We start from the raw sequence: 23,153 nt of genomic DNA on the forward strand, positions 1-23,153 counted from the left end.
GAACCCCCCGGCCCGGACACCTGTCCAGGCGGGGGGTTCGCAGGGCTCGGATCCGGCCGGAACCGGAACCGGGTCGCCTGCCCTGTCGGGCCCTTCGACGGGTAAAGGTCCCTGCCTTTACCGGGGGAGACAGCCAAAGGTCCACGCCTTTGCGCGGGGCTGCCCGCGAGATGAACTCCACCGAGAAGGTGGGGAACTCGGCCGGATTCGGGAAAACGGCCTGGGGTTCAGGAACGGTGGTGCTCGGTGAAGATCTGGCTGGGGTCGCGGTGCGGAGCCATGCCGGCCGCCGACAGGGCCCGGTCGTACGCCTTGAGGGCCTCGGCGGTGTTGCCCTGCCGCTTCCACAGGTCGCCCAGGTAACGCCAGTTGAGGGCCACCTGGTGGGACGGCCGGAACTGGCGCAACTGCCGGGTGGCGGCCTGGAGATACTGCGCGGCCTGGTCGTGGTTGCCGCGCATGAGCTGGATCTCCGCGAGGGTGCCCCGGGCGCCGACGGCCTGGATGCGGGACTCGGTGCCGGTCAGCCCGAGCGCGCGCTCGGCGTGCGCCGCGGCCTCGTCCCATTGCCCGAGCATCGCGTCCGCGTCGGCGAGCCCGATCTCGCACTGGGCGAGCTCCGGCGCGTTGCCCACCTCGGCCAGCAGTTGCTGCGCCTCCTCCAACAACTGTTTGCCGCGCGCCGGTTCGGGCTCGTCGACCTGGAGGAGCAGTGAGCCGTAGTTCATCTTGAGCATGGCGAGGTGGCGCAGGTTGTCGTCCTCCGACATCAGCGCGAGCGCCCGCTCGACCAGGGCCATGGCCTCGTTCAACTGGCCCCGGGAGCGGGCCACCAGACCCGCGTTCCAGTACACGGCGCCCCGTGCGGCCCGGGCGCCCTGCTTCTCGGCGGCGTCCAGGAGCTTGCCGCCCATGAGCTGGGCGCGGGTCAGGTCACCGCGCATGTGGTACGACGCCATGAGCGTGGCGCCGAGCTGGACGTGGTCGACCGTCACGTCCAGGCCGAGGGCGTCCAGCCGGGACATGGCGCGCTCGCCGATCTCGATGCTGAGGGTGATGTCGCCGGCGTTGCGATAGCAGCGGCACAGGGCGACCGCGATCTGGCACCACTCGGCGGAACCCGGGGCCAGGTCGGGGTCGCGGTGGAGTTCCTCCAGGACCGCGATGGCCGCCTCGGTGCGGTCGAGCTTCTCCAGCGCGGAGGCCTGGCCCATGCGGGCGCGCCGGGTCATGGTGACGTCGAGGAGGCTCGGCCTGGTCAGGAGTTCGCTGAGGGTCTGCAGGGCCTCGCCGTTGCTGCCGTTGCGCAGGGCCATCTCGCCGAAGGCCAGCCGCAGTCGCGCCTCTTCCAGCTCGTGGTCGTCCCGGCCGCTGCGCAGGTACTCCGCGGAGCAGCCGAGGCGCTCCGCGAGCGCCGCGAGCACCGACTCCGAGGGGGCGCGCTTGCCGGATTCGATCAAGGAGATGTAGCTCGCCGATATCTCGCTGGACGCCAGATCCTGCTGCTTGAGGCCACGTTTGCCGCGCAGCAGCCGGATGCGCTCACCCAGCCCTGTGGTCGTCGTGTTTTCGAGAGGGTCCATGTGGGCTCCTTGGAGGTGGCTATGACCACCGGGATGACAGATCAACGTTACCAGTAAGTCGGTTGCGATCCAATGGAGTTGGCATGATCGATTCGCTGGCGCGAAGTGGTCCGGGCTGGTCTGGACTGGCATTTTCTGAATTGACACTAATTCAGATTTCATTTGGGCAAGGGCGTTCCGCTTTTCGAGATCGTCTTTTGCAAGATTAATACTTGACTCATTGAGTAAGTTCTTGTTGACTCGTCTTGTCAACGCGTCATCCGTAAATGCTCGGAGAGGAGATTTTCATGAGCATCAAAATATTCACGCTCATAGCAATCGTCGTCTTCGTCGGTGGACTTGTGACGAGCGGACTCTGGTTCAACGGTTCGGGTGCCACCACCCATCCCCTGCGCGAAGGCATCGCACAGTCCAGCGGTGCGAGCGGTGCCTGCTGCTGAGGCGACGCCCGCACCGAGAACGGCACTTCAGGCTCAGTGGACCGGTGGACGGTCCGGCGGCTGGTTCCACGGCCGGCCGGCCGTCCCCCGGTCTGTCCGTATGTGCTGCCAGGGCATACCGCCGTGCGGGAAATGACAGGCGACCGTGTGGGTGCCGGCCGCGGTGACCTGGGTCGGCCGCGGAATCTCGGTCTCGCAGCGCGTCCGCCGACCGGGCGTCAGCAGCGCGGCGACCGGACAGCGGGCCAGGAACCGGCACCCCGCCGTGACCGGCACACCGGACGGGGGGTCGCCGGACAGCACGATCCGGCGCCGGGCGCGTTCGGCGACCGGGTCCGGCAGCGGGACGGCCGACAGGAGGGCGCGCGCGTAGGGATGCCGGGGCGCGTCGAACACCTCGGCCACCGGCCCCGTCTCCACCGTGCGCCCCGCGTACATCACCGCGACCCGGTCGGCGATCTGCCGGACCACGGCCAGATCGTGCGACACCAGGAGATAGGCCGGCCCCAACTCCCGCTTCAGCCGCAGCAACAGGTCCAGGATCTGGGCCTGCACCGACACGTCGAGCGCGGACACCGGCTCGTCGAGCAGCAGCAGCGCGGGCTCGACGGCGAGGGCCCGGGCGATCGCGACGCGCTGCCGCTGACCCCCGGAGAACTGATGCGGATACCGCTCCGCGTCCGCCGCCTCCAGCCCCACCTGCCGGAGCAGCCGCGGAATCCGCGCCGCCACGACGTCCCGTGGCACGCGCCGCGCGTACAGCGGTTCGGCGACGATGTCACCCACCGGCATCCGTGGATCCAGACTCGACATGGGGTCCTGCGGCACGATCTGCACGGCCCCGCGCAACAGCCGCGCCGTCCGCCGCGTCAGCCGGGCGACGTCCTGCCCGAGGATCTCCACGACCCCCGCCTCCGGTGCCGTGAGCGACACGATCTCCATCAGGGTCGTGGACTTGCCGGCCCCGGACTCACCGACCAGCGCGAGGGTCTCCGCCCGGCGCACCTCCAGGTCGACCTCCTCCACCGCACGCACCGCCCGCTCCTGACGGCGCCGACCGCTGGGAGGGACGTAGGACTTGGCGAGACCGGAGACGCGGAGGACGATCTCGGGCGCGGCGGGGGCGAGTCCGGGAAAAGCGGCCGAGCCCGCCCCGGCAAGGGGGAGCGCGGGGCGCAACGGACCAGGCGTGGACGGGAGTTCCCGTGACGGCGGGGTGTCGTGGCCGGGGGCGGGCAGTGCGGGCGGCCAGGTGAGGAAGGGGAGCGCGGGGTGTTCCGTCGGCCTCGGGTTTCTCCCGTCCTGGGCGGGCCGGGCATGGCGTCCCCGGGAAGCCGGGGGTTCGCCGTCCGGGACGGACGGTGCGCGGCCTTGCCGCATCCCCGGTTCCAGTTCGCCCGGGACGGCCCGAGAGGGCGGTCGTCCCCTCGACCCTGCATCCCTCTCACCGGGGACGACTGGATCCGCGTCCCCGTCGTCGCGCGCGCCGGTGACGGTCTCCCCGCCGGGCGGAAACAGCTCCGCCGCCGTCCGGCGTGACACCAAGGGCACCCGTCGGCAGGCGGCTTCGTGTGCGTCGAACCCCGCGAGGCCCGCTCGGGACGGGCTGTCCACGCCCAGGAGCCGGATCTCCGAGGCGACGCACTCCGGTTCCGCCAACGGACAGCGCGGGGCGAAGGAACAGCCGGGGCCCACCGCCCCCGGAACCGGGGCCGTGCCCGGGATGGGGGTGAGCGGGGCGCGGACGTCGGGGCGCGGCACCGAGCCGACCAGGCCGAGGGTGTACGGCATGCGGGGCCGGGTCAGGACCGCCTCGGTCGGGCCCGTCTCCACGATCCGGCCCGCGTAGAGGACGGCCACCCGGTCCGCCGAGCCCGCCACCACCCCCAGGTCGTGGGTGACCAGCAACAGCGCCGCGCCGGTCTCCCGGCGGGCGGCGGCGAGGGCCTCCAACACCTGTGCCTGGACGGTGACATCGAGCGCGCTGGTGGGCTCGTCCGCGACCAGGACGTCGGGGCTGTTGGCCATCGCCATCGCGATCATGGCGCGTTGGCGCATGCCGCCGGAGAGCTGGTGGGGGTAGGCGCGCGCGGCCCACGACGGTCGCGGCACCCCCACGAAGTCCAGCAGTTCCACCGCCCGGCGCCGCGCCGACTCCCGTTGCGGGCGCGGCCGTTGGTGGATGCGCAGCGCCTCCGCGATCTGCTCGCCGACCCGCAGCACCGGGGTGAAGGCGTGCAGCGGGTCCTGGAAGACCATCGCGATCCGGCGCCCGCGGATCCGCGCCAACTCCCGTACCGGCAGGCCCAGTAGCTCCTCGCCCAGCAGTCGCACCGACCCGCCCACCCGGGCGCCCGCCGGCGCGAGCCCCATCAGGGCGAGCGCGGTGAGCGTCTTGCCGGTGCCCGACTCGCCCACCAGGCCCAGGACTTCACCCCGCCGCAGGGTGAGATCGACACCGCGCACCACGGGCAACGCGCCGACGGCGACGGTCAGTTCGCGAACCTCCAGGACGGCGGTCACCCGGACATCCCCGACACGCCGGTCAGGGACGGCGCCGCCGCGGAGTCCGGCGTCGTCGGGTCCAGCGCGTCCCGCAGGGCCCCGCCGACGAGGTTGACGGCCAGCACGAACGCGATCAGCAGCCCCGTGGGGAAGAAGAACATCCACGGATACACCAGCGCCACCTCCGTCGCGTCCGCGATCAGCGTGCCCAGGGAGACGTCGGGCGGCTGGACGCCCAGCCCGAAGTACGAAAGCCCGGTCTCGCTGATCACCGCCCCGCCCACGGCGATGGTCGCGTCCGTGATCAGGAACGACGCCGTGTGCGGCAGCACATGCCGCCAGATGATCCGCATGGACGAGACGCCCATCAGCCGTGCCACCACCACGAATTGACGCTCTTTCAGGGAAAGTGTCATGCCGCGCACCGCCCGCGCGGTGACCATCCAGCCCAGCAGCGCCAGCAGTCCGACCAGCGCCGTCCAGCCCCACTCGCGCAGCCTCGGCGCGACCACCACCAGCACCAGGAGACCCGGCAGGACGAGCATGAGGTCCACGACGAACATCAGCACCCGGTCGGTCCAGCCGCCGAAGTAGCCGGCGCAGGCGCCCACTGCCGCGGCCAGTACGGTCGAGAACAGGGCCACCAGCAGCCCGATCAGCAGCGACTTCTGCAGACCCCGTACCACCTGCGCGAACACGTCCTGCCCGATCCGGTTGGTGCCCATCCAGTGCCGTGCGTCCGGCGGCTGCCGCAGCGCCGTGTAGTCGACGTCCGTGTGGGTCCACGGGCTGAGAGACGGCCCCACGAAGGCCAGCGCGAACAGCACCAGTAGCACCGCGAGCCCGCACACCGCCCCTGGCCGCCGCACCATCCGCCGCAGCACCGCCCGCCCCCGCCCCCCGGCGCTCACGGCTGCCGTACCCGGGGATCGAGGAGCGCGTGCACGACATCGGCCAGCAGCCCGGCGAGCAGCACGACGGCCGCGGCGAACAGGTCGATCGCCACCACCGAGTTGACGTCGCCCTTCTGCACCGAGTCGACGAGCCAACTGCCCATGCCGGGCCAGCCGAAGATCTCCTCGGTGAACACGGCCCCGGTGAACAGGGTCAGCATCCCGAAGGAGAAGAACACCGACACCGGGACGAGCGAGATCCGCAGCCCGTGCCGCAGCAGCGCCTGCCCCGGGGTGAGCCCCTTGGCCTGCGCGGTGCGCAGATGGTCGGCGCCGAGCACATCCAGGGTGGCGGCCCGCTGGTAGCGGCTGTACGAGGCGATCGCGGGGATCGCCACACAGATCGCCGGGAGGAGCAAGTGGGCTGCCGTGTCGCGCAGGTGGACCGGCCAGCCGCCCTGCAGTCCCGGTGTGTGCTCACCCGTGTAGAGGATGACGGTGCTGCCGGCGGCCCGGTTGACCGCCAGCGCCCCGGTCTTCAGCAGCAGCGCCAGCACGAACGTGGGCACGCACAGCACCGCGAACGAGAACACCGTCAGCACCCGGTCGCCCAGTTTGCCGCGCCGGACCGCCGCCCACACCCCGGCCAGCACGCCGACGGCCGTGCCGGTCACAGTGCCCACCAGGAGCAGCCGTGCCGACACCCCGACCCGGCGGCCGAACTCGGCGTTCACGGACTCGCCGTCGATGGTCCGGCCCAGGTCGCCGTGGACGGCCCGGTCCGCCCAGTGCGCGAACCGTGCGGGCAGCGGGGCGCGGTCGTCCATGCCCAGGCGGGACAGCTCGGCGTCGACGACCCGGCTGGGCGGGGGCGGCTGCCGGCCCTCGAAGTAGGCGCGCGGATCGAGCGCCGCCGAGGCGAGTGCGTAGGTGAGGACGACGGAGGAGAGGAAGAGGATCGTGCAGTGGACCAGGCGCCTGATGATCAGGGAGAGCATGGAACTCGTTCCGCTTCATGTGGGTGACACATCGTGATGTTAAGCTCCGGCTCCGCAATTCGCCGGACAGTTCGGGCAGTTGACGGTTCGTCCGCACCGGGAGGGCCGTGGGGTGCAGCGTTTACGGGTCTGGTCCGCGTGGACGGTGGCGTGTGCGCTCACCCTCCTCACCGCGACCGGTTGTACCGGCTCCCCGGCCCCCGAAGGACATGCGGCCCTGCCGACGTACGGCACCTACGACATCAACTCCCGGCCCTCGGCGGCCCTTCGCTCGGGCGGGACACTGACCCTGCCGATCGCGCAGATGATCACGCAGTTCAACTTCGACCACGTCGACGGCGCCCTGGACGACGTGTGGACCGTCGACAGCTTCACCGAGCCGCGGCTCTTCGCCCGTGACGTCAAGGGTGTCCCGCACGCGGTTCCCGAGTACCTGCTCTCCGCGTCCGTCACCGGCACCTCGCCCCAGGTCGTCACCTACCGGCTCAACCCCAAGGCCCGCTGGTCCGACGGAACGGCCCTGGGCTGGCGGGACTTCGCCGCCCAGTGGCACGCGCTCAGCGGCGCCGACCAGCGCTATCTGGTCGCCGACACCAGCGGCTACGACCGGATCTCCGACGTGCGCCAGGGCGCCGGCCCGCACGAGGTCCGCGTCACCTTCAAGCGGCCGTACGCCGACTGGCGCAGGCTGTTCACCCCGCTCTTCCCGGCCGCCGGCTATGACACCCCGCAGCGCTTCAACACCGACTGGCAGGGGCAACTGCCCATCACCGCAGGGCCGTTCAAGCTGGCCTCGGTCGACCGGACGGCGCAGACGCTCACCTTCGTGCCCGACCCCCGCTGGTGGGGCACCCGGCCCCGGCTCGACCGGATCGTCTTCCGTGTCCTCGACGCCGACGCCGCCCTCCAGGCCTTCCTGAACGGCGAGGTCGACGCGGTCAACGCGGCCACCAGCGAGGCCTACGCCCAGTTGAAGAGCGCCCGCGACAGCGACATCCGGATCGGGTCCGCGTGGGACGAGGTGCACATCACCCTCAACGGCGCGGGCGGCCCGCTGGCCGACCGGGCCGTGCGCAACGCGGTCCAACAGGCCGTGGACCGCTCGGCGTTGGCCGAGGTCGCGGCCCAGGGCCTCCCGGTGAAGGTGCCGCTGCTCGGCAACCACTTCTTCATGACCAACCAGCCCGGATACGCCGACAACTCCCGCCCGTACGGCAGTTACGACCCCGAAGCCGCCGAGCGGGCCCTGGACGCCGCGGGCTGGCAGAGCCCGGGCAGCGGGAGGACCCGGGTCAAGGGCGGCAAGAACCTCACCCTCCGCTTCGTGCTGAGCGAGGGCACCAACCGGCTCGGCGAGGATCTCGCCCAGCTCGTCCAGCACATGCTCGCCCAGGTCGGCGTCCAGGTCGTCATCCAGCAGGTGCCCGCCTCCGCCTACGCGTCCCAGTACCTGGAGAAGGGCAACTTCGACCTCGCCATCTTCCGCTTCACCGGCCTCACCTACCCGAGCTCCGCCTACGCGATCTACCGCCGCCCGGAGGCGGGACAGCCGTTCCAGAACTACGGCGGGGTCGGCTCGGCCGAGGTGGACGGGCTCCTCGCCCAGGCCGTCGGCACCCTCGACCAGAAGGCGGCCCGGAAGCTCTACGACCGGGCGGACGCCGAGATCTGGCGGCTCGGCCACGACATCGAGCTCTACCAGCGGCCGCAGATCCTCGCCGTGCGCGAGGGGCTGGCGAACTACGGGGTGCCGGGACTCGGCGACGTGGACTTCAGCCGGGTCGGGTGGCAGAAGTGAGCGCACGGCGGCCCCGTACGGACGAATCCGTACGGGGCCGCCGCGGGGTGCGTGTTCAGACACGCGTCCGGCTCAGTGCTCTCTCGTCGGCCTGCTGGCGCACCATGTCGTAGCCCAACGCGGCCGAGGCCAGCGTCACATGGTGGTGCCAGCCCCGGAAGGACCGGCCCTCGAAGTCGCCGAGCCCGAACTCCTCGTGCATCCGGACCAGCGCCTCCTCGGCGAACCGCCTGAGCTGCGCCAGCGGCACGATCTCCGCGAGCCGGCGGGCCGGGAGGTTCGTCAGCCAGTAGGCGCGCGGCCGGGGCCGGCCGTAGGGCCAGTCGGCGAGGAGCAGCCGCGGCCGGGGTGCCGTGGCGGCGGCCGGGTCCGCGCGCAGCAGGACCGGGCCCGCCACGAACTCCGAGTGCCGCATGCGCTCGGTCACCGGATCGTGCCAGGTCACCGAGGTGCGCTCACCGTGCCGGGCCGCGTGCGCGGCGAGTTCGGCGAGCGTGCCGCGCACCCCCGGGGCGGTGGCCTGCCGGCGCGGCAGCAGCACCGGGGTGTGCGGCGCGGCCTGTACGAGATAGCCGAGTCCCCGTGCCTCCAGACCGCGCAGCAGGGGATCAGGGTCGCTCTCGCAGCGCCAGTCGGCCAGTACCGGCAGCGGTTCCAGGGACCACTCGTCGAGCATCTCGTCGAGCGCCTCCAGGACATAGCTCCAGCGGGGCCGGCAGCGTTCCTGGACCGGTACGTGGGCCTGGCCGCGCAGTCGCTCGTCGAGGTCCCAGCGGGCCGGCAGCATCAGCCGCCAGTTCACCGGGACCCCGCCGGCCTGCCCCACCAGTGAGGCGGCGAGCGCCAGTTGGCAGTTCACGGTCCGTTCCTGGGAGGTCGCGTACTGGCGGGCCACGCCCACCGACCGGTCGCCGTTCTTGGCGAAGACGACCTCGTCGATGGACCAGGCCTCGGCCCGCGAGGCCCGCACCACCTGCCGGGCGAGCCGCCCCCGTACGGGAGCCGACGCCCACGGACTCTGGTTCACGAACTGCTGGATCTGCTGCACGGCCCGCTTGCCGAGCACCTGCTCGGAGATCCGGGCGGGCGTCTTGCGCCCGGGCACGTCCAGCAGCCCGCGCACATACACCTCGCCCCAGCGCCGCTGGTCGGCACGGGTGAAGTCGCCGAACAGATCACGGCAGTAGGCGGGGAGACCGGCCAGTGCGCCCGGCGGTGCCCCCGGGGTGCGCACGGAGGGTAATGGGAGGGTGAACGTCGCGAGTTCAGTCATGGTTGCACTCGTCACCCCCAGCCAGCAGGAAGGCGTCCGTCGCGAGCAACGCGTCCGCCACGTCCGGCAGCGCACAGCCCACGATGACGAAGTCGACGTCCAGGCCCGCCTTGGTGCGCTGGAACAGCAGCTCGTTGATGGCGGGCCGGCACATGCCCCCGACCTCGCACAGATGGAACTCCACGCGCTGCGGCGCCGCCGCCATCACCTCGGCCAGGATCCGGCGGAACTTGCCCAGTTCGGCCGCGTCGATCACCCCGTGGCAGACGACGTGCGCGGTGCCGCCGTCGAACGAGGTGCGCATCCGCAGCCGCATCGTGGCCGGCTCCAACTCGACGCGGACCCGGACCGGTTCGTCGCCGCGCGGCAGCCGGACCGTCAGGGCCTTGCCGTCGAAGTCCTGGTACGGCCGGCCGTCGACCCATACCCGGGTCAGCTCCACCGTGCCGGCCGGCAGCAGATCGGGCGCCACCCGCAGCACCCGGTCCGGGAGGTCCTCCGGGCGGGGCTTGAAGTGCAGGGTGACCGGGTCGTTGCTGAGCAGCAGCCCGGTGTAGGTGGCCGCCAGGTAGCAGAGCTCCAGCGCGTGGTAGCCGGCCATGGCGTGGCTGCCCTTGAGCCGCTCGGTGCCCAGCAGATACGGAATGCCGCCGGCGAGCACGTTGAAGTAGACGCCGCCGTCCTGGTAGTCGAGGAAGAAGGCGTTGTAGAACGCCGCCGCCTCGCGCCCCAGCCGCAGTTGCTCCGGGTCGCCGGTGGTGCCGGCCAGGATCAGATAGGCGAGGATCGCCTGCTCCTGCTGCCACCAGGCCTTGCGGTCGTGCCACACCATGCGGTGGATGCCGCTGTCCGGGTCGGGCTGCCGCTCGACCACGTCCAGCCAGCCGCCGCGCAGCCCGTCGCTGCCCACCGCCGGCATGATCTCGGCGATGCGCTCGGCGGTCGTGGCGTACTCGGGCTTGTCGAACAGGGCCTTGATGCGGGTCAGGTTCCAGGCGATCTTGAGGTTGTGGCCGACGACCGCCCGGTCCTGCTGCCAGCCCCAGGTCCGGTCCGGACTCCAGTCGGCGTGGAACCGCTCCTGCACGAACGGGCTGTTCGGTTCGTCGGGGAACCGCTCCACGATGGTGTCCGCGGTCTCCTCCAGGAGCGCCGCGAAGTCCGAACGGCCCGTCGCCAGATAGGCGTTGATCAGGTACGCGGGGGCGTGGTCGCCGACCGAGTTCCAGTTCTTGCGGGCCCGGTTGCGGCCGAGCGAGTCGGCGTTCGGGTCCAGGTTGATCGGGTCGATGTGCGAGAAGAACCCGCCGCGCACGGGGTCGCGGAAGTACTTCTGGAACAGGGCGGACGTCCGGTCGATGTCCTCCAGGATCCGCGGGTCGCCGGTGATGCGGAAGGTCTGGGTGGGGCCGGCGAGCGCGTAGATCTGCTCGTACATCGGGATCGCGTCGAAGTCGTCGCCGAACTCCGAGGCGAAGACCGGGCGGTGGCCGGAGGAGGTGATGTCGATGCCGTGGTACCAGTAGGTGATGCCGTCGGCCAGGTCGTCGACCCGCATGTGCTCGCGCAGATACAGGGTGCCGGCCTCGGCCGCCTCCAGGAAGCGGTCCTCGCCGGTCAGCAGGTACGCCGTGGACAGGCCGTAGACGAGCCGGGAGATGGTGTCCGTCTCCTGGCGCACGTCCCCGCCGGCGAAGTCCGGCAGATGGGTGCCGCTGAGCGTGAGGTGGGTGCGGAACCCGCGCCAGTCGTACACCCCGTCGGGGAACTGGCCGCGCAGATAGAAGTCGGCGATGGCGGCGGCCTGTTGGACCCACCAGTTCGGGTGCTCGAAGACGTACTCGCCGCGGGTCTCCTCCGGGAAGGTGATCTCCTTCGCGTCGAACCGGGAGCCGCCCTCCCACTCGTAGTGGATGCCGTACGCGAAGACGAACCGGCCCTCGGCCAGCATGTCGACGGTGTCGGCGGTGGTGTCGCGGTAGTCGTCGCCGAGGTTGCGGACGATGCGGGAGACGGCGTTGGACGCCAGGTGGACCGTGAACTCCCGTTCGTCGGAGGTGCGCAGGCCGAAGCGGCGTCCCGTGGGGCTGTAGTACGTGACGTAGCCCGCGAGGGTGTCGGAGTGGATGCGTCGTTGGGCAGGTGTACTCATCTCAGGTGCCCTTCTCGTCGGGCAGGGCCGCCAGCAGGACGACGCTGCGGCCCTGGGCGTGGTGGGTGGGACCGTCGACCAGCTCCTCTTTTCCGGGCGGCGGGATGTCGTCGGGGCCGGGGCGGGCCGTGTCGAGCACGCGGTGCCAGCGGTGACCGGGGATCCCGGGCAGCTCGAAGTCGAGGCCCAGGTGGTACATGTTGAGGATCAGATGCAGATCCGGGTCACCGTCGAAACCGCCGTAGGTGCAGGCCAGCACCCGGGCGTTGGGGTCCTCCCAGCCGGGTTGGTCGAGCCGGGTGCCGTGCCAGGTGATGTCGGGCAGGGAGCGGGAGTTGAGGCGTTCGGAGAAGAACTGCGGTTCGCGCAGGGTGCGGTAGCGCTTGCGGAGCCGGATGACGCGCTGGGTGAAGCCGGTGGTCTCCTTCTCCTTCCTGGCCTGGTTCCAGTCGAGCCAGGAGACCGGACTGTCCTGGCAGTAGCCGTTGTTGTTGCCGCTCTGGCTGTTGCGGAACTCGTCGCCGGCCAGCAGCATCGGCACCCCGCGGCTGAGCATGAGCAGGGACAGCAGGTTCTTGATCTGCCGCACCCGCAGGCACTCGACGTCGATGTCGTCGCTGGGGCCCTCGACACCGCAGTTCCAGCTGTAGTTCTCGTCCGCTCCGTCGGCGTTGGCCTCACCGTTGCTGTGGTTGTGCTTGGTGTTGTAGCTGACCAGGTCGTTGAGGGTGAAGCCGTCGTGGCAGGTGATGAAGTTGATGCTGTTGGTGGGCAGTTCGCCCTGGGCCGCGAACAGGTCGGCCGAGCCGCCGAGCCGGGAGGCGACCTCGCCGACCATCCCCGCGTCCCCGCGCACGAACCGCCGTACGTCGTCGCGGAACGGGCCGTTCCACTGCGCCCAGCGCTTCCCCGGGAACCGGCCGACCTGATAGAGCCCGCCGCCGTCCCACGGCTCCGCGATGATCTTCGTCTCGGCCAGCACCTGCGACAGCTCGATCGCCCACAGGGCCGGCGGCACCGCCATCTCGTAGCCGAGCGGGCCGCGCGAGAGTTCGGAGGCGAGGTCGAAGCGGAAGCCGTCGATGTGGTGCTCGGTCACCCAGTACTCGAGGCTCTCCACGATGAACTTGGTGACCATCGGGTGGTTGGCGTTGACGGCGTTGCCGCAGCCCGTGAAGTCCATGTAGTGCGAGCGGTCCTGCGGCCACAGGTGGTAGTACGCCTCGTTGGCCGCGCCCCGGAAGCTGATCGTCGGACCGAACTCGTTGCCCTCGCTGGTGTGGTTGAAGACCACGTCGAGGATGACCTCGATGCCCGCCTGGTGGAACGCCTTCACCATGTCGCGGAACTCGGTGATGTGCGTGGCGAGATGGGGGCTGGAGCAGTAGCCGGTGTGCGGGGCGAAGAAGCCGTAGGGGTCGTAGCCCCAGTAGTTGCGGCGCGGGGTGCCGTCGGGTCCCGAGCGCAGCACCTGGGTCTCGTCGAAGTCGAAGACCGGCAGCAACTCCACGGCGGTGACGCCGAGTTCGCGCAGATGCGGGATCTTGTCGATGACGGCGGAGAAGGTGCCGGGGCGTTCGGCGTCCGAGGTCGGTGACGCGGTCAGCCCGCGCACGTGCATCTCGTAGACGACGGTCTCCGCCATCGGGGTGCGCAGCGGGGTGTCACCCTCCCAGTCGTAGTCGTCGAGATCGACCACCAGGCTGCGCATGCAGCTCTCGACGTTGTCGCCGGGGCCGATGGCGTGCGTGCGCTCCCAGCGGCCGTTGATGTTGGCGCGCGCGTACGGATCGATCAGCACCTTGCGGTGGTCGAAGCGGGTGCCCAGCTCGCCGTTGTCGCGCGGTCCGTCGATGCGGAAGGCGTAGACCTGGCCGGCGCCGATCCCGCTGACGTGGCAGTGCCAGAAGTGGAAGCTGCGGTGGCGGTCGGGGAGCAGCGTGATGGTGCGGTACGGCTGCGGGCTGTCGCAGTGCTCGAAGAGCAACAGGTCGACCTGCGTGGCGTGTTCGGAGAAGAGCGAGAAGTTGACACCGTCGGCGTCGACGGTGGGGCCCAGCGGCTGTGGCCGCCCGGGGGTGACGTCGGAGGGACGGCCGCCGGGGGATCCGGTGGCCTCGTCGGGGCGTAAGGTCATCTGTTCCGTCATGGCATCGGTCGCAGAGTCCGTCGGGGTGTCGTACACATCGGTGGCCACCTCAGGTGAGTGCGGCCCGGGCCGCGGTCGGGGCGTCGGCGCGGAGGCCGGCGAAGAGTTCCTGCCAGGGCACGGGAGAGGCGCCCGGTCCCGTCTCGCTGCGCATCTCGAAGGTCACGCCGCGGGCCTCGGGGGAGTACAGCGCCTGCACACAGGCGTCGGCGACCAGCGGGCGGGTGACGATGCCGTCTCCGAAGTCGCCCTGTTCCAGGTGCAGATGGCCGTGGCCGGGCTCGTCGGTCAGCCAGCCCGGGCGGATCACGGTGTACGGCAGCCCGGAGGCGCGGACCGCGTTCTCGCCGGCCAGCCGCCAGTCCAGCATCCGGCCGTAGGCGTTCATGGGGTGGTCGCGGCGGGTCACATGGCGCTGGCTGACCAGCACGAAGTGCGGGCTCGCGGCGGTGGAGCGCAGGGCGTCGAGGACATGGCGGACCCCGGTGTGCAGGGTGGTCTCGGGGCTGTCGGGGCCGGCGTCGTCGGTGCCCGGTTCCACGATGTAGACGACCGCCGAGCAGCCGTACAGCGGGGTGCGGACGGAGGCGGGGGCGCGCACGTCGGCCGCGAAGAACTGGGCCTGCGGCGGCGTGTGGCGGCGGGCGCGCTGGGTGCTGCGGCCGATGACGCGGACGCTCTCGTTCCGGGCGAGCAGTTGTCGGGCGACGAGCCGGCCTACGCGGCCGGTTCCTCCTATGACGGCGATCGGGCTGTCCATCGAGATCTCCACGGGGGCTGCGGAAGAGCCGGAAAGGGCGGGGGAGTTGGCGGGGGAGCGCTCAGATCCAGTGCAGGATGTCGTCGGAGCTGGTCAGATGGGTGCCGGTGGGCAGACCGGTGACGGCGGGCACCCGCAGCCGCGGATAGACGCTCACCCCGGACAGCCGGGTGCCCGGCCGCAGGTCGGCGGCCTCGCCGATCGCGGAGTGGACGAGCCGGACGGGGTTGTCGCGCTCGGAGTGCACCCGCGCCATCGGACCGACGTACGAGTCGGTGATGCGGGCGTACGGCCCGACGACAGCGCTGTCGCCGATCGCCGTCCGGCTGAGCCGGGCTCCCTCGTCCACGTCCACGCCGTCGCCGATGTCGCAGAACCGCAGCTTCACGCCCGGTCCGATCTCGGCGTTGCGCCCGATGCGCACGGCGGGGCCGATGACCACACTGCCCTCGGAGATCTTCTGGGCGAGGGTGGTGCCGGTCACGCTGTCCTTGGTGCGCAGGCTGGATTCGTGGATCCAGTACGGCGGGTGGGCGCTCGTCGGTTCGCCCATGGCCCGGGTCATCCACGGGTAGCGGCCGTCGAGCACGTCGCCGACGGTGGCGAGGTAGTCGGGGATGCTGCCGAGGTCGCCGAGCCGGTCGATGGGCGCGGCGGCGACCGGCAGCCCGCGCCCGACCAGCCAGGGCAGCAGGTCGCCGCCCCAGTCGAGGCGCTGCTGGGCGAGCCGGATCATCTCGGGGTTGCGCACGGCCAGCCGCAGCTTGCCGCAGTCGACCAGGTACATCCCGGCGTTGGTGGGCAGGGTGCGGACAGCCGACGAGAACGAGGCCAACGACGGCAACGATGTCTCGGGGAAGATCCGGTGGACGCGGTCCAGGGTGGGTTTCTCCACGAAGCCCGAGACCAGTCCGTCCGGGGAGGTCTGCATCACGCCGTACTTGCCGGCGATCTCCTCGGGGGTGCGGCCGACCGAGGCGACGGTCACGACGGCGTCGGCGGCGTCGTGCGCGTCCTTGAGCCGGCCCAGGGCGAACTCGAACACGGAGTCCACCGGCATCACCAGGGCACGGCCCGTCAGATCCCACTGTTCGAGGTTGTGCAGGGTGGCGGCGCCCGATCCGACGTTGTAGCGGTCGAGGCGGGCGCGGGAGTAGTGGATCTCCACGCCGAACCGTTCGCCGTGGCCGAGCACGAGCTTGATCTGGCTGTGGTTCTCGGCGCCCTGGGCGATCACGTAGAAGCGGCGGATGCCCTGGTCGCGGCAGGACTGGACGAGCCATTCGACGACGGAGCGGCCGACGAACGGGATGAGGGCCTTGCTGCGGATGTAGTCGGCCGAGGCGAGGGTGAGCGGCTTGGCGCGTTCGCCCCGGCCTCCCGCCAGGATGATTCCTAACGTCTCGTCCCCCATGACAGTCCTGCCTCCTCGGCTGACAAATCAACGCTCTTCAGTCAACTCGCGCTGTCATGTAGAGTCAAGTAAAAAGTAAAACAAGGTAGTTGGAGCACACGTGAAGAAGCCCTGGCCGATGTCTCGACCAGGGCTGATGTCGCTTTACAGAGATGTTCGAGCGGATCCGAGAATCAGATGACTCTCAGCCGCACCAGCGCTCCGAGGGTCAACGCCCCCGGAATGATGGGGATCCAGACCGTGATGATCCGGTAGGCCAGCACCACCGCCGTGGCCACCGCGACCGGCCCGCCCGCCGCCACCAGCGCCACGATCAACGCGGCCTCCACCGAGCCGATCCCGCCCGGCGTCGGCACCAGCGCGACCGCGACCGTCGCCGCCAGATAGGCCAGCGCCATCTGCGCGGGCGGCACCGGCAGGTTCAACGCCTGCCCCACGGCCACGAGTCCGGCCGCCTGGAGCGCGGGGAACGCCAGCGAACCGCCCCACAGCGCCAGCGCCCGGGCCGGCCGCGTGTGCACGGAACGCGCCTCACTGAGCGCCGTACGGAGGAACGACAGGATCGCCGTACGCAGCCGCCGTACCAGCGCGAGGACCAGGACCGCCACGCACAGCACGGCCCCGATGATCAGCAGCAGGGGGCCGAGTGCCCCTGCCGGAAGGAGAGTTCCCAGACGCAGGGCGTCCGGGAAGGCGATCAGCAGACCGGTGAGCAGTGTCAGCCGGGCTATCGACTCCGCGAGCAGGAACAGGGCCAGCGCGGCCGACGAACGGGCCAGCGGCAGCCCGCACACCGTCAGGAACCGCAGGTTCACCGCACCCGCGCCAAGTCCCGTGGGCAGCAGATGATTTGCCGCGCCCGCCGCGAACTGGGTGGCCAACAGCCGCCGCGCGGGCAGCCGTTCGACCACCGCACCCTGCCGGGTGAACGCGGCGGCGACCCAGGTCAGACAGGTGGCACCGGCCGCCGCCACCAGCCAGGGCCACTCCGCCGCCCGCAGTTGGCCGAAGCCGTCGACGAGAACGGACCGGTGCCGGACGGCGACGACGGCGACCAGGAGCAGCGGAAGCAGGCACAGGATCTGCCGGACGCGGATGTGTCTCACACCACTGGAGGTTCTCCGCGCCACGACAACTGCGGGTTGCGGCAGCGGGGACAGTTCCTTACGCGCGTCGTTACACGAGGCTGCGGCGGCGAACGCGTTGACCTCAATGCCGCTTGAGGTCTTACGGTCTCTCCCATGAGTATGGAGAGCACGGCCTGGACCCAACTGCACAGTGTCATGACCGCAGAACAGGAGCGGCGCCCGTTCGCCCGCGCGACGCTGCGCCGCATCGCGGAGTTCGCGCGCCCGCACCGCCGCCCGATCGCCCGCTTCGTCCTGCTCGGGGTGGTGACCGCGCTGCTCGCCGTCGCGACCCCCGTCCTGGCCGGCCATGTCGTCGACGCGATCGTGTCGGGTGGCGACGACGGCACCGTCGTACGCCTCGCCCTGCTCATCGCCCTGATCGCGGTCGCCGAGGCGGCCCTCGGCATTCTCGGCCGACGGCTCTCCTCGGCGCTCGGGGAGGGGCTCATCCTCGATCTGCGGACGGCTGTGTTCGATCATGTGCAGCGCATGCCGGTCGCGTTCTTCACACGTACCCGTACGGGCGCGCTCGTCTCCCGACTCAACAACGACGTCATCGGCGCGCAGCGGGCGTTCAGCAACACCCTGTCCGGAGTGGTCAGCAACGTCGTGACCCTGCTGCTCACCCTCGTCGTCATGCTCACCCTGTCCTGGCAGATCACCCTGCTCGCCCTCGTGCTGCTCCCGGTGTTCGTGATCCCGGCCCGCCGGATGGGCAGCCGCATGGCCCGCATGCAACGCGAGGCGGCCACGCTCAACGCGGCGATGAGCACCCGCATGACCGAACGCTTCTCCGCGCCCGGCGCGACCCTCGTCAAACTCTTCGGCCGCCCCGACGAGGAATCCCTGGAGTTCGCGGAGCGCGCGAGCCAGGTCCGCGACATCGGCGTCCGCACGGCCACCGCCCAGTCGGTGTTCATCACCTCGCTGACCCTGGTCTCCGCCCTGGCCCTCGCCCTCGTCTACGGCCTCGGCGGCTGGTTCGCCCTGCACGGCACCCTGGAGCCCGGGGCCGTCGTCTCCCTCGCCCTGCTCCTGACCCGCCTCTACGCCCCGCTCACCGCCCTCGCCGGAGCCCGCGTCGAGGTGATGAGCGCCCTCGTCAGCTTCGAGCGCGTCTTCGAGGTGCTGGACCTGAAACCGCTGATCGAGGACAAACCCGACGCCCGCGAGGTGCCCGAGGGCCCGGTCGCCGTCGAGTTCGACGAGGTCCGCTTCGCCTACCCGTCCGCCGACAAGGTCTCCCTCGCCTCACTCGAAGAGGTCGCCTCCCTGGACACCCGCGGCGGCGCCGAGGTCCTGCACGGCGTCTCCTTCCGCGCCGAACCCGGACAGACCGTCGCCCTCGTCGGCTCCTCCGGCGCCGGCAAGTCGACGATCGCCCAACTCCTGCCCCGGCTCTACGACGTCGACGAAGGCGCCGTGCGCATCGGCGGGACCGATGTCCGCGACCTCACCGCCGCCTCCCTGCGGGCCACCCTCGGCATGGTCACCCAGGACGGCCACCTCTTCCACGACTCGGTCCGCGCCAACCTTCTGCTTGCCCAACCGGCCGCTGCCGAGGCCGAGTTGTGGGACGCGCTGCGCCGCTCCCGCCTCGACGATCTCGTACGGTCGCTGCCCGACGGCCTGGACACGGTCGTCGGCGAACGCGGCTACCGGCTCTCCGGAGGCGAGCGCCAACGCCTCACCATCGCCCGCCTGTTGCTGGCCCGCCAGCGCGTCGTCATCCTCGACGAGGCCACCGCGCACCTCGACAACACCTCGGAGGCGGCCGTGCAGGAAGCCCTGGCGGAGGCACTCCAGGACCGTACGGCCGTGGTGATCGCCCACCGGCTGTCCACCGTGCGCTCCGCCGACCAGATCCTCGTCGTCGAGGCGGGCCGCATCGTGGAACGCGGCACGCACGACGAACTCCTCGCTGTCGATGGGCGCTACGCCGAGCTGTACCGCACGCAGTTCGCGAAGCAGCAGCCGGAGACGGTGGCTTGACGGTCCGTCAGGGCTCGCGGTGCTCGTGCGCCGCCTGCTCCAGCTCCGCCGCCTCCGCCTCTGCCACCCGGATCTCGGCCGCCACATCGATCGAGCGGCTCAGCCACCAGTACAGCAACCCGGCGACCGGCAGCCCGACGAACAGGGAGAGGTCGGCGCCGTCCATGGCATGCGCGATGGGCCCGACGTAGAGCGTGCCGACGGAGAAGAACGGCACCATCACACCGAAGCCGACCAGGTAGGAGATGATCCCGTGCCAGCCCCAACGGCCGTAGATGCCATGGGGGTTGAAGATCTCGGCGATGGCGTAGTGACCGCGGCGCACCACGTAGTAGTCCATGAGGTTGACCGCGGTCCACGGGATGAACAGATAGAGCACCAGCAGCAGGAAGTTGTTGAAGTTCGTGAGGAAGTCGGCGGTCGCGGCCATCGCGCCGGCCAGGGAGAGCACGGCGGTCAGCCCGATCGTCAACGCCCGTACGCCCACGGTCGGTTGGACCTTCTTGAACGAGTCGATCGCGCTGATCAGGGTCAGCGAACCGCCGTACATGTTCAGCGCGGTCACCGAGACCAGGCCGAGCGTGGCGAAGAGGAGCACGATCGCGCCGAAGCCGCTGAACACCTTGTCGCCCGCCGCGTTGATCGAGCGGATCGTGTCGAAGTCCTTGCCCGCCCAGGCGGCGAGCAGCGCCCCGAGCGTCATCAGCCAGACCCCGCCGAGCGCCGACCCGAAGTAGGTCCAGTAGAAGGTCTTGCGGACGGTCACGTCCGGCGGGAGGTAGCGCGAGTAGTCCGAGACGTAGATCGCCCAACTGATCTGGTAGCCGGCGACCACACCGAACTGGGCGAGGAACGGCGTCCAGGAGAAGCCGCCGAGGTCGAAGGAGCCCGCCGGGTAGTGCAGGGTCGCCAGCACACCCACGGTGAAGATCCCGAAGACGACCAGGAAGGTGTAGGTCAGGAACTGCTCCGCCTTGTGGATCACGTCGTAGCCCACCAGCGCGATCACGAAGCCGACGACGGTGACCACGGCCACCCACATCTTGGTGCCGCCGTGCACCGTGGTGTGCAGGGCCTCCCCGGCGAGGATCGTGTTGAAGACGTTGAAGCCCGCGTACTGCACATACGCGAACAGCCACACCAACAGGGCGCCCACATAACCGAATTGGGGCCGCGACTGGATCATCTGCGGCAGTCCGAGCTGCGGGCCCTGGGCCGAGTGGAAGGCCATGAAGAAGGTGCCGAGCAGGGTGCCCGCGACGATCGCGATGAGCGACCAGATGAGATTGCCGCCCTCGGTGATGCTGATCAGGCCCACCGCGAGCGTGGCGATCTGCGCGTTCGACATGAACCACAGGGGCCCCAGGTGCCACAGCTTGCCGTGACGTTCGTCGAGGGGGACGTAGTCGATGGAACGTATCTCCAGCCCCGACACCCGGGGCTCTGATGCGGTGGTCACGGTGCCTCCAGGGTGCCGATCAGGCCTGTGTGGCCACATTCATCCCCCGCACCGGTCCCGGCAACCGCAACTGAATCTGTGAACCACTCTCTTTACCTGGCCCATACGTGACGCTCGGCACCGTGATGGCGCGCGCCTCTCGCTGTAAAGTAGGCGAACAGCCCTTGACCTGCATAAACGCAGGCAGGGAGCCTAGATTCGGGAGTGCCTCCATGTTGCGCACCATGTTCAAGTCCAAGATCCACCGTGCCACCGTCACCCAGGCCGACCTGCACTACGTCGGCTCCGTCACCATCGACGCCGACCTGCTGGACGCCGCCGATCTGCTGCCCGGCGAGCTGGTCCACATCGTCGACATCACCAACGGCGCCCGCCTGGAGACGTACGTCATCGAGGGCGAACGGGGCACCGGTGTCATCGGGATCAACGGGGCCGCCGCCCACCTCGTGCATCCCGGAGACCTGGTGATCATCATCAGTTACGCTCAGGTGTCCGACGCCGAGGCGCGGGCGCTTCGGCCCCGGGTCGTGCACGTGGACTCCGCCAACCGGATCGTGGGCCTGGGCGCCGATCCGTCCGAGCCGGTGCCGGGTTCGGAGCAGGCGCGCAGCCCGCGGGCCGTCACGGCCTGACCATCGCACCAGGAGGAAGCCCATGAGCGAGACCGAGATCCGCGACGACCGGGCGGCGGGCCGCCTGGAGGCGATCGGCGACGGCGGTGAAGTCGTGGGCCACATCGAGTACTTCGTCCTCGAATCCCCCGAGCGCGCCCTCGTCCCGGTCCACACGATCGTGGAACCGGCCCACGAGGGAAAGGGCATCGCGGGTTCCCTGGCCCGCGAGCTGTACGGCATCGCGGCCCGCGAGGGCATCGTCGTCGCGCCGCTGTGCCCGTACGTCGTGAAGTGGGCGGCACGCCACCCGGACGAGGCCCCGGCCGCCGACCCCGCGTTGCTGCACGCGGCGATGGAGTGGCTCAGGGCGCATCCGGGCCGCTTCTAGGACAGGTCGGTTCCAGGACCGACGCCCCTGTCCGTGTCGGCGTCCCGAAGAAAGGCCCCGCCCGCGTGCTCGCCCTCCTGCACACCTCTCCCGCTCATGTCCCGGTCTTCGACGCCCTGCGCGACGAGGACCACCAGGGCCTGGAACTACGGCACTTCGTCGACGAGGAGCTGCTCGCGCGGGCCCGGCGCGAGGGGCCGGAAGCGGTGGCCGGAGCGGTGCGGGACGCGCTGGACGAGGCCGTCGCCGAAGGGGCCCGGGCGGTGCTGTGCACCTGTTCGACCATCGGCGGGGTCGCGGAGTCGGCCGGTGCGCGGGCCGGCGTACCGGTGCTGCGCGGTGACCGCCCGATGGCGGCGGCCGCGGTGGCCGCCGGTCCGCGCGTCGTCGTGGCCGCGACGCTGGAGAGCACGCTCGTGCCGACCGTGGCGTTGGTCGAGGAGGAGGGGAGGCGTTTCGGCCACCCCGCCGGACTTCTCGAAGTCCGCACGCTGCTCGTCGACGGCGCCTGGGCCCGCTTCGAGGCCGGCGACTCCGGGGGCTGCGCCCGGCTGGTGGCGGACGCCGTGGACGCGGTCACCGGCGCCGACGCGATCGTCCTCGCGCAGGGTTCCATGGCACCGGCCCAGCACCTGACGACCACGGCGATCCCGGTACTGTCGAGCCCCCGCCCGGGGCTGGCCGCCGGGGCCCGGGCGGTGCGCGTCGGGTGAGTACGGCGGGGCTCGGGCGGAGCGGTTGGGGTGAGTCCGGCGGGGTCCGGGGGCTGTGCGTCGGAAGAGTCCGCCGAGGCCCGGGCGGTGTGCGCCGGCGGCGTCCGGCGGTGCTCCGGTGCGGGTGTCGGGTGAGTCCGCCCGGGTGAGTGGCGGCACGGGTGACGGGTAGGCGGGGGAGTAGTCCAGAGCCGACGCACCCACTGGCTGGAGGACGCCATGACCAACCCGTACCCCGACCCCGTATCACCCGTACCCACCCCGGGCCCGGACCCCGTACCCCCAGGACCGACCCCGGGACCCGCTCCCGTACCGCCGAGCCCGATTCCCGGCCCCGGCCCCACGCCGGACCCGGAACCCCCGACACCCCGTCCCACGCCCCCGCCGGACCCCCGTCCCACCCCGGAGCCGTCCCCGTCCCCGATCCCACCGGGCCCGGAGCCGGTACCGCCCCTGGAACCGGGACCGCCGCTGACCTGAGACCGGCGCCCCGATCACCGTCCTGGCAGGATGGCCGCATGGAACGTGTGCTTGGCATCGGCGGACACTTCATGCGGGCGGCCGACCCGGCGGCCCTGAGCGCCTGGTACCGCGACAGCCTCGGCCTGGACACCGACGAGCACGGGCTGTGGCACCAGGAAGCAGGACCGACGGTGTTCGCCGCCTTCCCGGCCGACACCGACTACTTCGGGTCCCGCGCGCAGCAGACCATGCTCAACTTCCGGGTCCGCGACCTCGACGCGATGCTCGCGCAGTTGCGCGCCAAGGGCGCGGACGTGGACGGCGAGACACAGGACATGGAGGGCGTCGGCCGCTTCGGCTGGGTCACCGACCCCGAGGGCAACCGGATCGAACTGTGGCAGCCCGCCTGACCGGATCCACGGCAGGCGGG

General features: G+C 70.9%; 18 protein-coding genes. 7 read left to right on the forward strand and 11 right to left on the reverse strand.

Annotation, left to right across the window (positions count from 1 at the left end; translation table 11 throughout):
- Window positions 1-227 precede the first annotated feature (227 nt).
- On the reverse strand, window positions 228-1,583 hold the full coding sequence (locus tag OG223_RS45950) for a helix-turn-helix domain-containing protein (RefSeq protein ID WP_329262678.1): 1,356 nt from the start codon (window positions 1,581-1,583) through the stop codon (window positions 228-230).
- A gap of 287 nt (window positions 1,584-1,870) precedes the next feature.
- Between OG223_RS45950 and OG223_RS45955 the strand changes: the two genes are divergently transcribed.
- Window positions 1,871-2,023: a hypothetical protein gene (locus tag OG223_RS45955; protein ID WP_329262681.1), complete on the forward strand. Its 153-nt coding sequence runs from the start codon at window positions 1,871-1,873 to the stop codon at window positions 2,021-2,023.
- Window positions 2,024-2,056: 33 nt separating this feature from the next.
- Here the strand turns inward: OG223_RS45955 and OG223_RS45960 are convergent, their stop codons facing one another.
- From OG223_RS45960 to OG223_RS45970, 3 genes are read right to left on the reverse strand one after another with little or no spacing between them, the layout of a single operon-like run.
- A complete protein-coding gene (locus OG223_RS45960; protein ID WP_329262683.1) occupies window positions 2,057-4,546 on the reverse strand; it encodes a dipeptide ABC transporter ATP-binding protein in 2,490 nt (829 codons plus the stop codon).
- Window positions 4,543-5,439: an ABC transporter permease gene (locus OG223_RS45965; RefSeq protein WP_443073803.1), complete on the reverse strand. Its 897-nt coding sequence runs from the start codon at window positions 5,437-5,439 to the stop codon at window positions 4,543-4,545. The genes OG223_RS45960 and OG223_RS45965 overlap by 4 nt, the downstream gene beginning before the upstream one ends.
- Complete coding sequence (locus OG223_RS45970) at window positions 5,436-6,419, reverse strand: ABC transporter permease (RefSeq protein ID WP_329262685.1); 984 nt, start codon at window positions 6,417-6,419, stop codon at window positions 5,436-5,438. Before OG223_RS45970 ends, OG223_RS45965 begins: the two co-directional genes overlap by 4 nt.
- Before the next feature lie 112 nt (window positions 6,420-6,531).
- On the opposite strand from OG223_RS45970, the gene OG223_RS45975 reads away from it, so the two are divergent.
- Window positions 6,532-8,217, forward strand: a complete 1,686-nt coding sequence (locus tag OG223_RS45975) for an ABC transporter family substrate-binding protein (protein ID WP_329262687.1) — start codon at window positions 6,532-6,534, stop codon at window positions 8,215-8,217.
- 55 nt (window positions 8,218-8,272) lie between these two features.
- On the opposite strand, the gene OG223_RS45980 is transcribed toward OG223_RS45975, so the two are convergent.
- The 6 genes from OG223_RS45980 to OG223_RS46005 form a co-directional block, all read right to left on the reverse strand.
- Window positions 8,273-9,451 (reverse strand): IS701 family transposase, encoded by a 1,179-nt coding sequence (locus tag OG223_RS45980; RefSeq protein ID WP_443073875.1) that lies wholly within the window; start codon window positions 9,449-9,451, stop codon window positions 8,273-8,275.
- 31 nt (window positions 9,452-9,482) lie between these two features.
- Window positions 9,483-11,642 carry an AGE family epimerase/isomerase gene (locus OG223_RS45985; RefSeq protein ID WP_329262692.1) on the reverse strand — a complete coding sequence of 720 codons (2,160 nt, stop codon included), beginning with the start codon at window positions 11,640-11,642 and terminating at the stop codon, window positions 9,483-9,485.
- A 1-nt stretch (window position 11,643) separates the two neighbouring features.
- On the reverse strand, window positions 11,644-13,779 hold the full coding sequence (glgX, locus tag OG223_RS45990; protein ID WP_329262695.1) for a glycogen debranching protein GlgX: 2,136 nt from the start codon (window positions 13,777-13,779) through the stop codon (window positions 11,644-11,646).
- A 61-nt stretch (window positions 13,780-13,840) separates the two neighbouring features.
- Window positions 13,841-14,551, reverse strand: a complete 711-nt coding sequence (locus tag OG223_RS45995) for an NAD(P)H-binding protein (RefSeq protein ID WP_329262698.1) — start codon at window positions 14,549-14,551, stop codon at window positions 13,841-13,843.
- A gap of 61 nt (window positions 14,552-14,612) precedes the next feature.
- Window positions 14,613-15,965 carry an NDP-sugar synthase gene (locus OG223_RS46000; RefSeq protein WP_329262700.1) on the reverse strand — a complete coding sequence of 451 codons (1,353 nt, stop codon included), beginning with the start codon at window positions 15,963-15,965 and terminating at the stop codon, window positions 14,613-14,615.
- 173 nt (window positions 15,966-16,138) lie between these two features.
- A complete protein-coding gene (locus OG223_RS46005) occupies window positions 16,139-17,071 on the reverse strand; it encodes a lysylphosphatidylglycerol synthase transmembrane domain-containing protein (protein WP_329262702.1) in 933 nt (310 codons plus the stop codon).
- Window positions 17,072-17,212: 141 nt separating this feature from the next.
- On the opposite strand from OG223_RS46005, the gene OG223_RS46010 reads away from it, so the two are divergent.
- Window positions 17,213-19,087: an ABC transporter ATP-binding protein gene (locus OG223_RS46010; protein WP_329265824.1), complete on the forward strand. Its 1,875-nt coding sequence runs from the start codon at window positions 17,213-17,215 to the stop codon at window positions 19,085-19,087.
- A gap of 7 nt (window positions 19,088-19,094) precedes the next feature.
- Here OG223_RS46010 and OG223_RS46015 read toward each other — a convergent pair whose 3' ends face one another.
- On the reverse strand, window positions 19,095-20,546 hold the full coding sequence (locus tag OG223_RS46015) for a purine-cytosine permease family protein (RefSeq protein WP_329262704.1): 1,452 nt from the start codon (window positions 20,544-20,546) through the stop codon (window positions 19,095-19,097).
- A gap of 212 nt (window positions 20,547-20,758) precedes the next feature.
- On the opposite strand from OG223_RS46015, the gene panD reads away from it, so the two are divergent.
- The 4 genes from panD (at window position 20,759) to OG223_RS46035 (ending at window position 23,133) form a co-directional block, all read left to right on the forward strand.
- A complete protein-coding gene (panD, locus tag OG223_RS46020) occupies window positions 20,759-21,178 on the forward strand; it encodes an aspartate 1-decarboxylase (protein ID WP_329262707.1) in 420 nt (139 codons plus the stop codon).
- Window positions 21,179-21,200: 22 nt separating this feature from the next.
- Window positions 21,201-21,548: a GNAT family N-acetyltransferase gene (locus OG223_RS46025; protein ID WP_329262709.1), complete on the forward strand. Its 348-nt coding sequence runs from the start codon at window positions 21,201-21,203 to the stop codon at window positions 21,546-21,548.
- Window positions 21,549-21,613: 65 nt separating this feature from the next.
- Window positions 21,614-22,261: an aspartate/glutamate racemase family protein gene (locus tag OG223_RS46030; RefSeq protein WP_329262711.1), complete on the forward strand. Its 648-nt coding sequence runs from the start codon at window positions 21,614-21,616 to the stop codon at window positions 22,259-22,261.
- A 518-nt stretch (window positions 22,262-22,779) separates the two neighbouring features.
- Window positions 22,780-23,133: a VOC family protein gene (locus tag OG223_RS46035; protein WP_329262714.1), complete on the forward strand. Its 354-nt coding sequence runs from the start codon at window positions 22,780-22,782 to the stop codon at window positions 23,131-23,133.
- Window positions 23,134-23,153: the final 20 nt, after the last annotated feature.

The sequence above is a fragment of the Streptomyces sp. NBC_01478 genome, from assembly GCF_036227225.1.
In the GTDB taxonomy this organism is placed as follows: domain Bacteria; phylum Actinomycetota; class Actinomycetes; order Streptomycetales; family Streptomycetaceae; genus Streptomyces.

Bases quoted from the DNA above. Each gene is read 5' to 3' on its own strand.
- glgX (WP_329262695.1), bottom strand. From the start codon at position 13,779: ATGACCTTACGCCCCGACGAGGCCACCGGATCCCCCGGCGGCCGTCCC.
- OG223_RS46025 (WP_329262709.1), top strand. From the start codon at position 21,201: ATGAGCGAGACCGAGATCCGCGACGACCGGGCGGCGGGCCGCCTGGAG.
- OG223_RS45970 (WP_329262685.1), bottom strand. From the start codon at position 6,419: ATGCTCTCCCTGATCATCAGGCGCCTGGTCCACTGCACGATCCTCTTC.
- OG223_RS46000 (WP_329262700.1), bottom strand. From the start codon at position 15,965: ATGGGGGACGAGACGTTAGGAATCATCCTGGCGGGAGGCCGGGGCGAA.
- panD (WP_329262707.1), top strand. From the start codon at position 20,759: ATGTTGCGCACCATGTTCAAGTCCAAGATCCACCGTGCCACCGTCACC.
- OG223_RS45955 (WP_329262681.1), top strand. From the start codon at position 1,871: ATGAGCATCAAAATATTCACGCTCATAGCAATCGTCGTCTTCGTCGGT.
- OG223_RS46035 (WP_329262714.1), top strand. From the start codon at position 22,780: ATGGAACGTGTGCTTGGCATCGGCGGACACTTCATGCGGGCGGCCGAC.
- OG223_RS45950 (WP_329262678.1), bottom strand. From the start codon at position 1,583: ATGGACCCTCTCGAAAACACGACGACCACAGGGCTGGGTGAGCGCATC.
- OG223_RS46010 (WP_329265824.1), top strand. From the start codon at position 17,213: ATGGAGAGCACGGCCTGGACCCAACTGCACAGTGTCATGACCGCAGAA.
- OG223_RS45985 (WP_329262692.1), bottom strand. From the start codon at position 11,642: ATGAGTACACCTGCCCAACGACGCATCCACTCCGACACCCTCGCGGGC.
- OG223_RS45995 (WP_329262698.1), bottom strand. From the start codon at position 14,551: ATGGACAGCCCGATCGCCGTCATAGGAGGAACCGGCCGCGTAGGCCGG.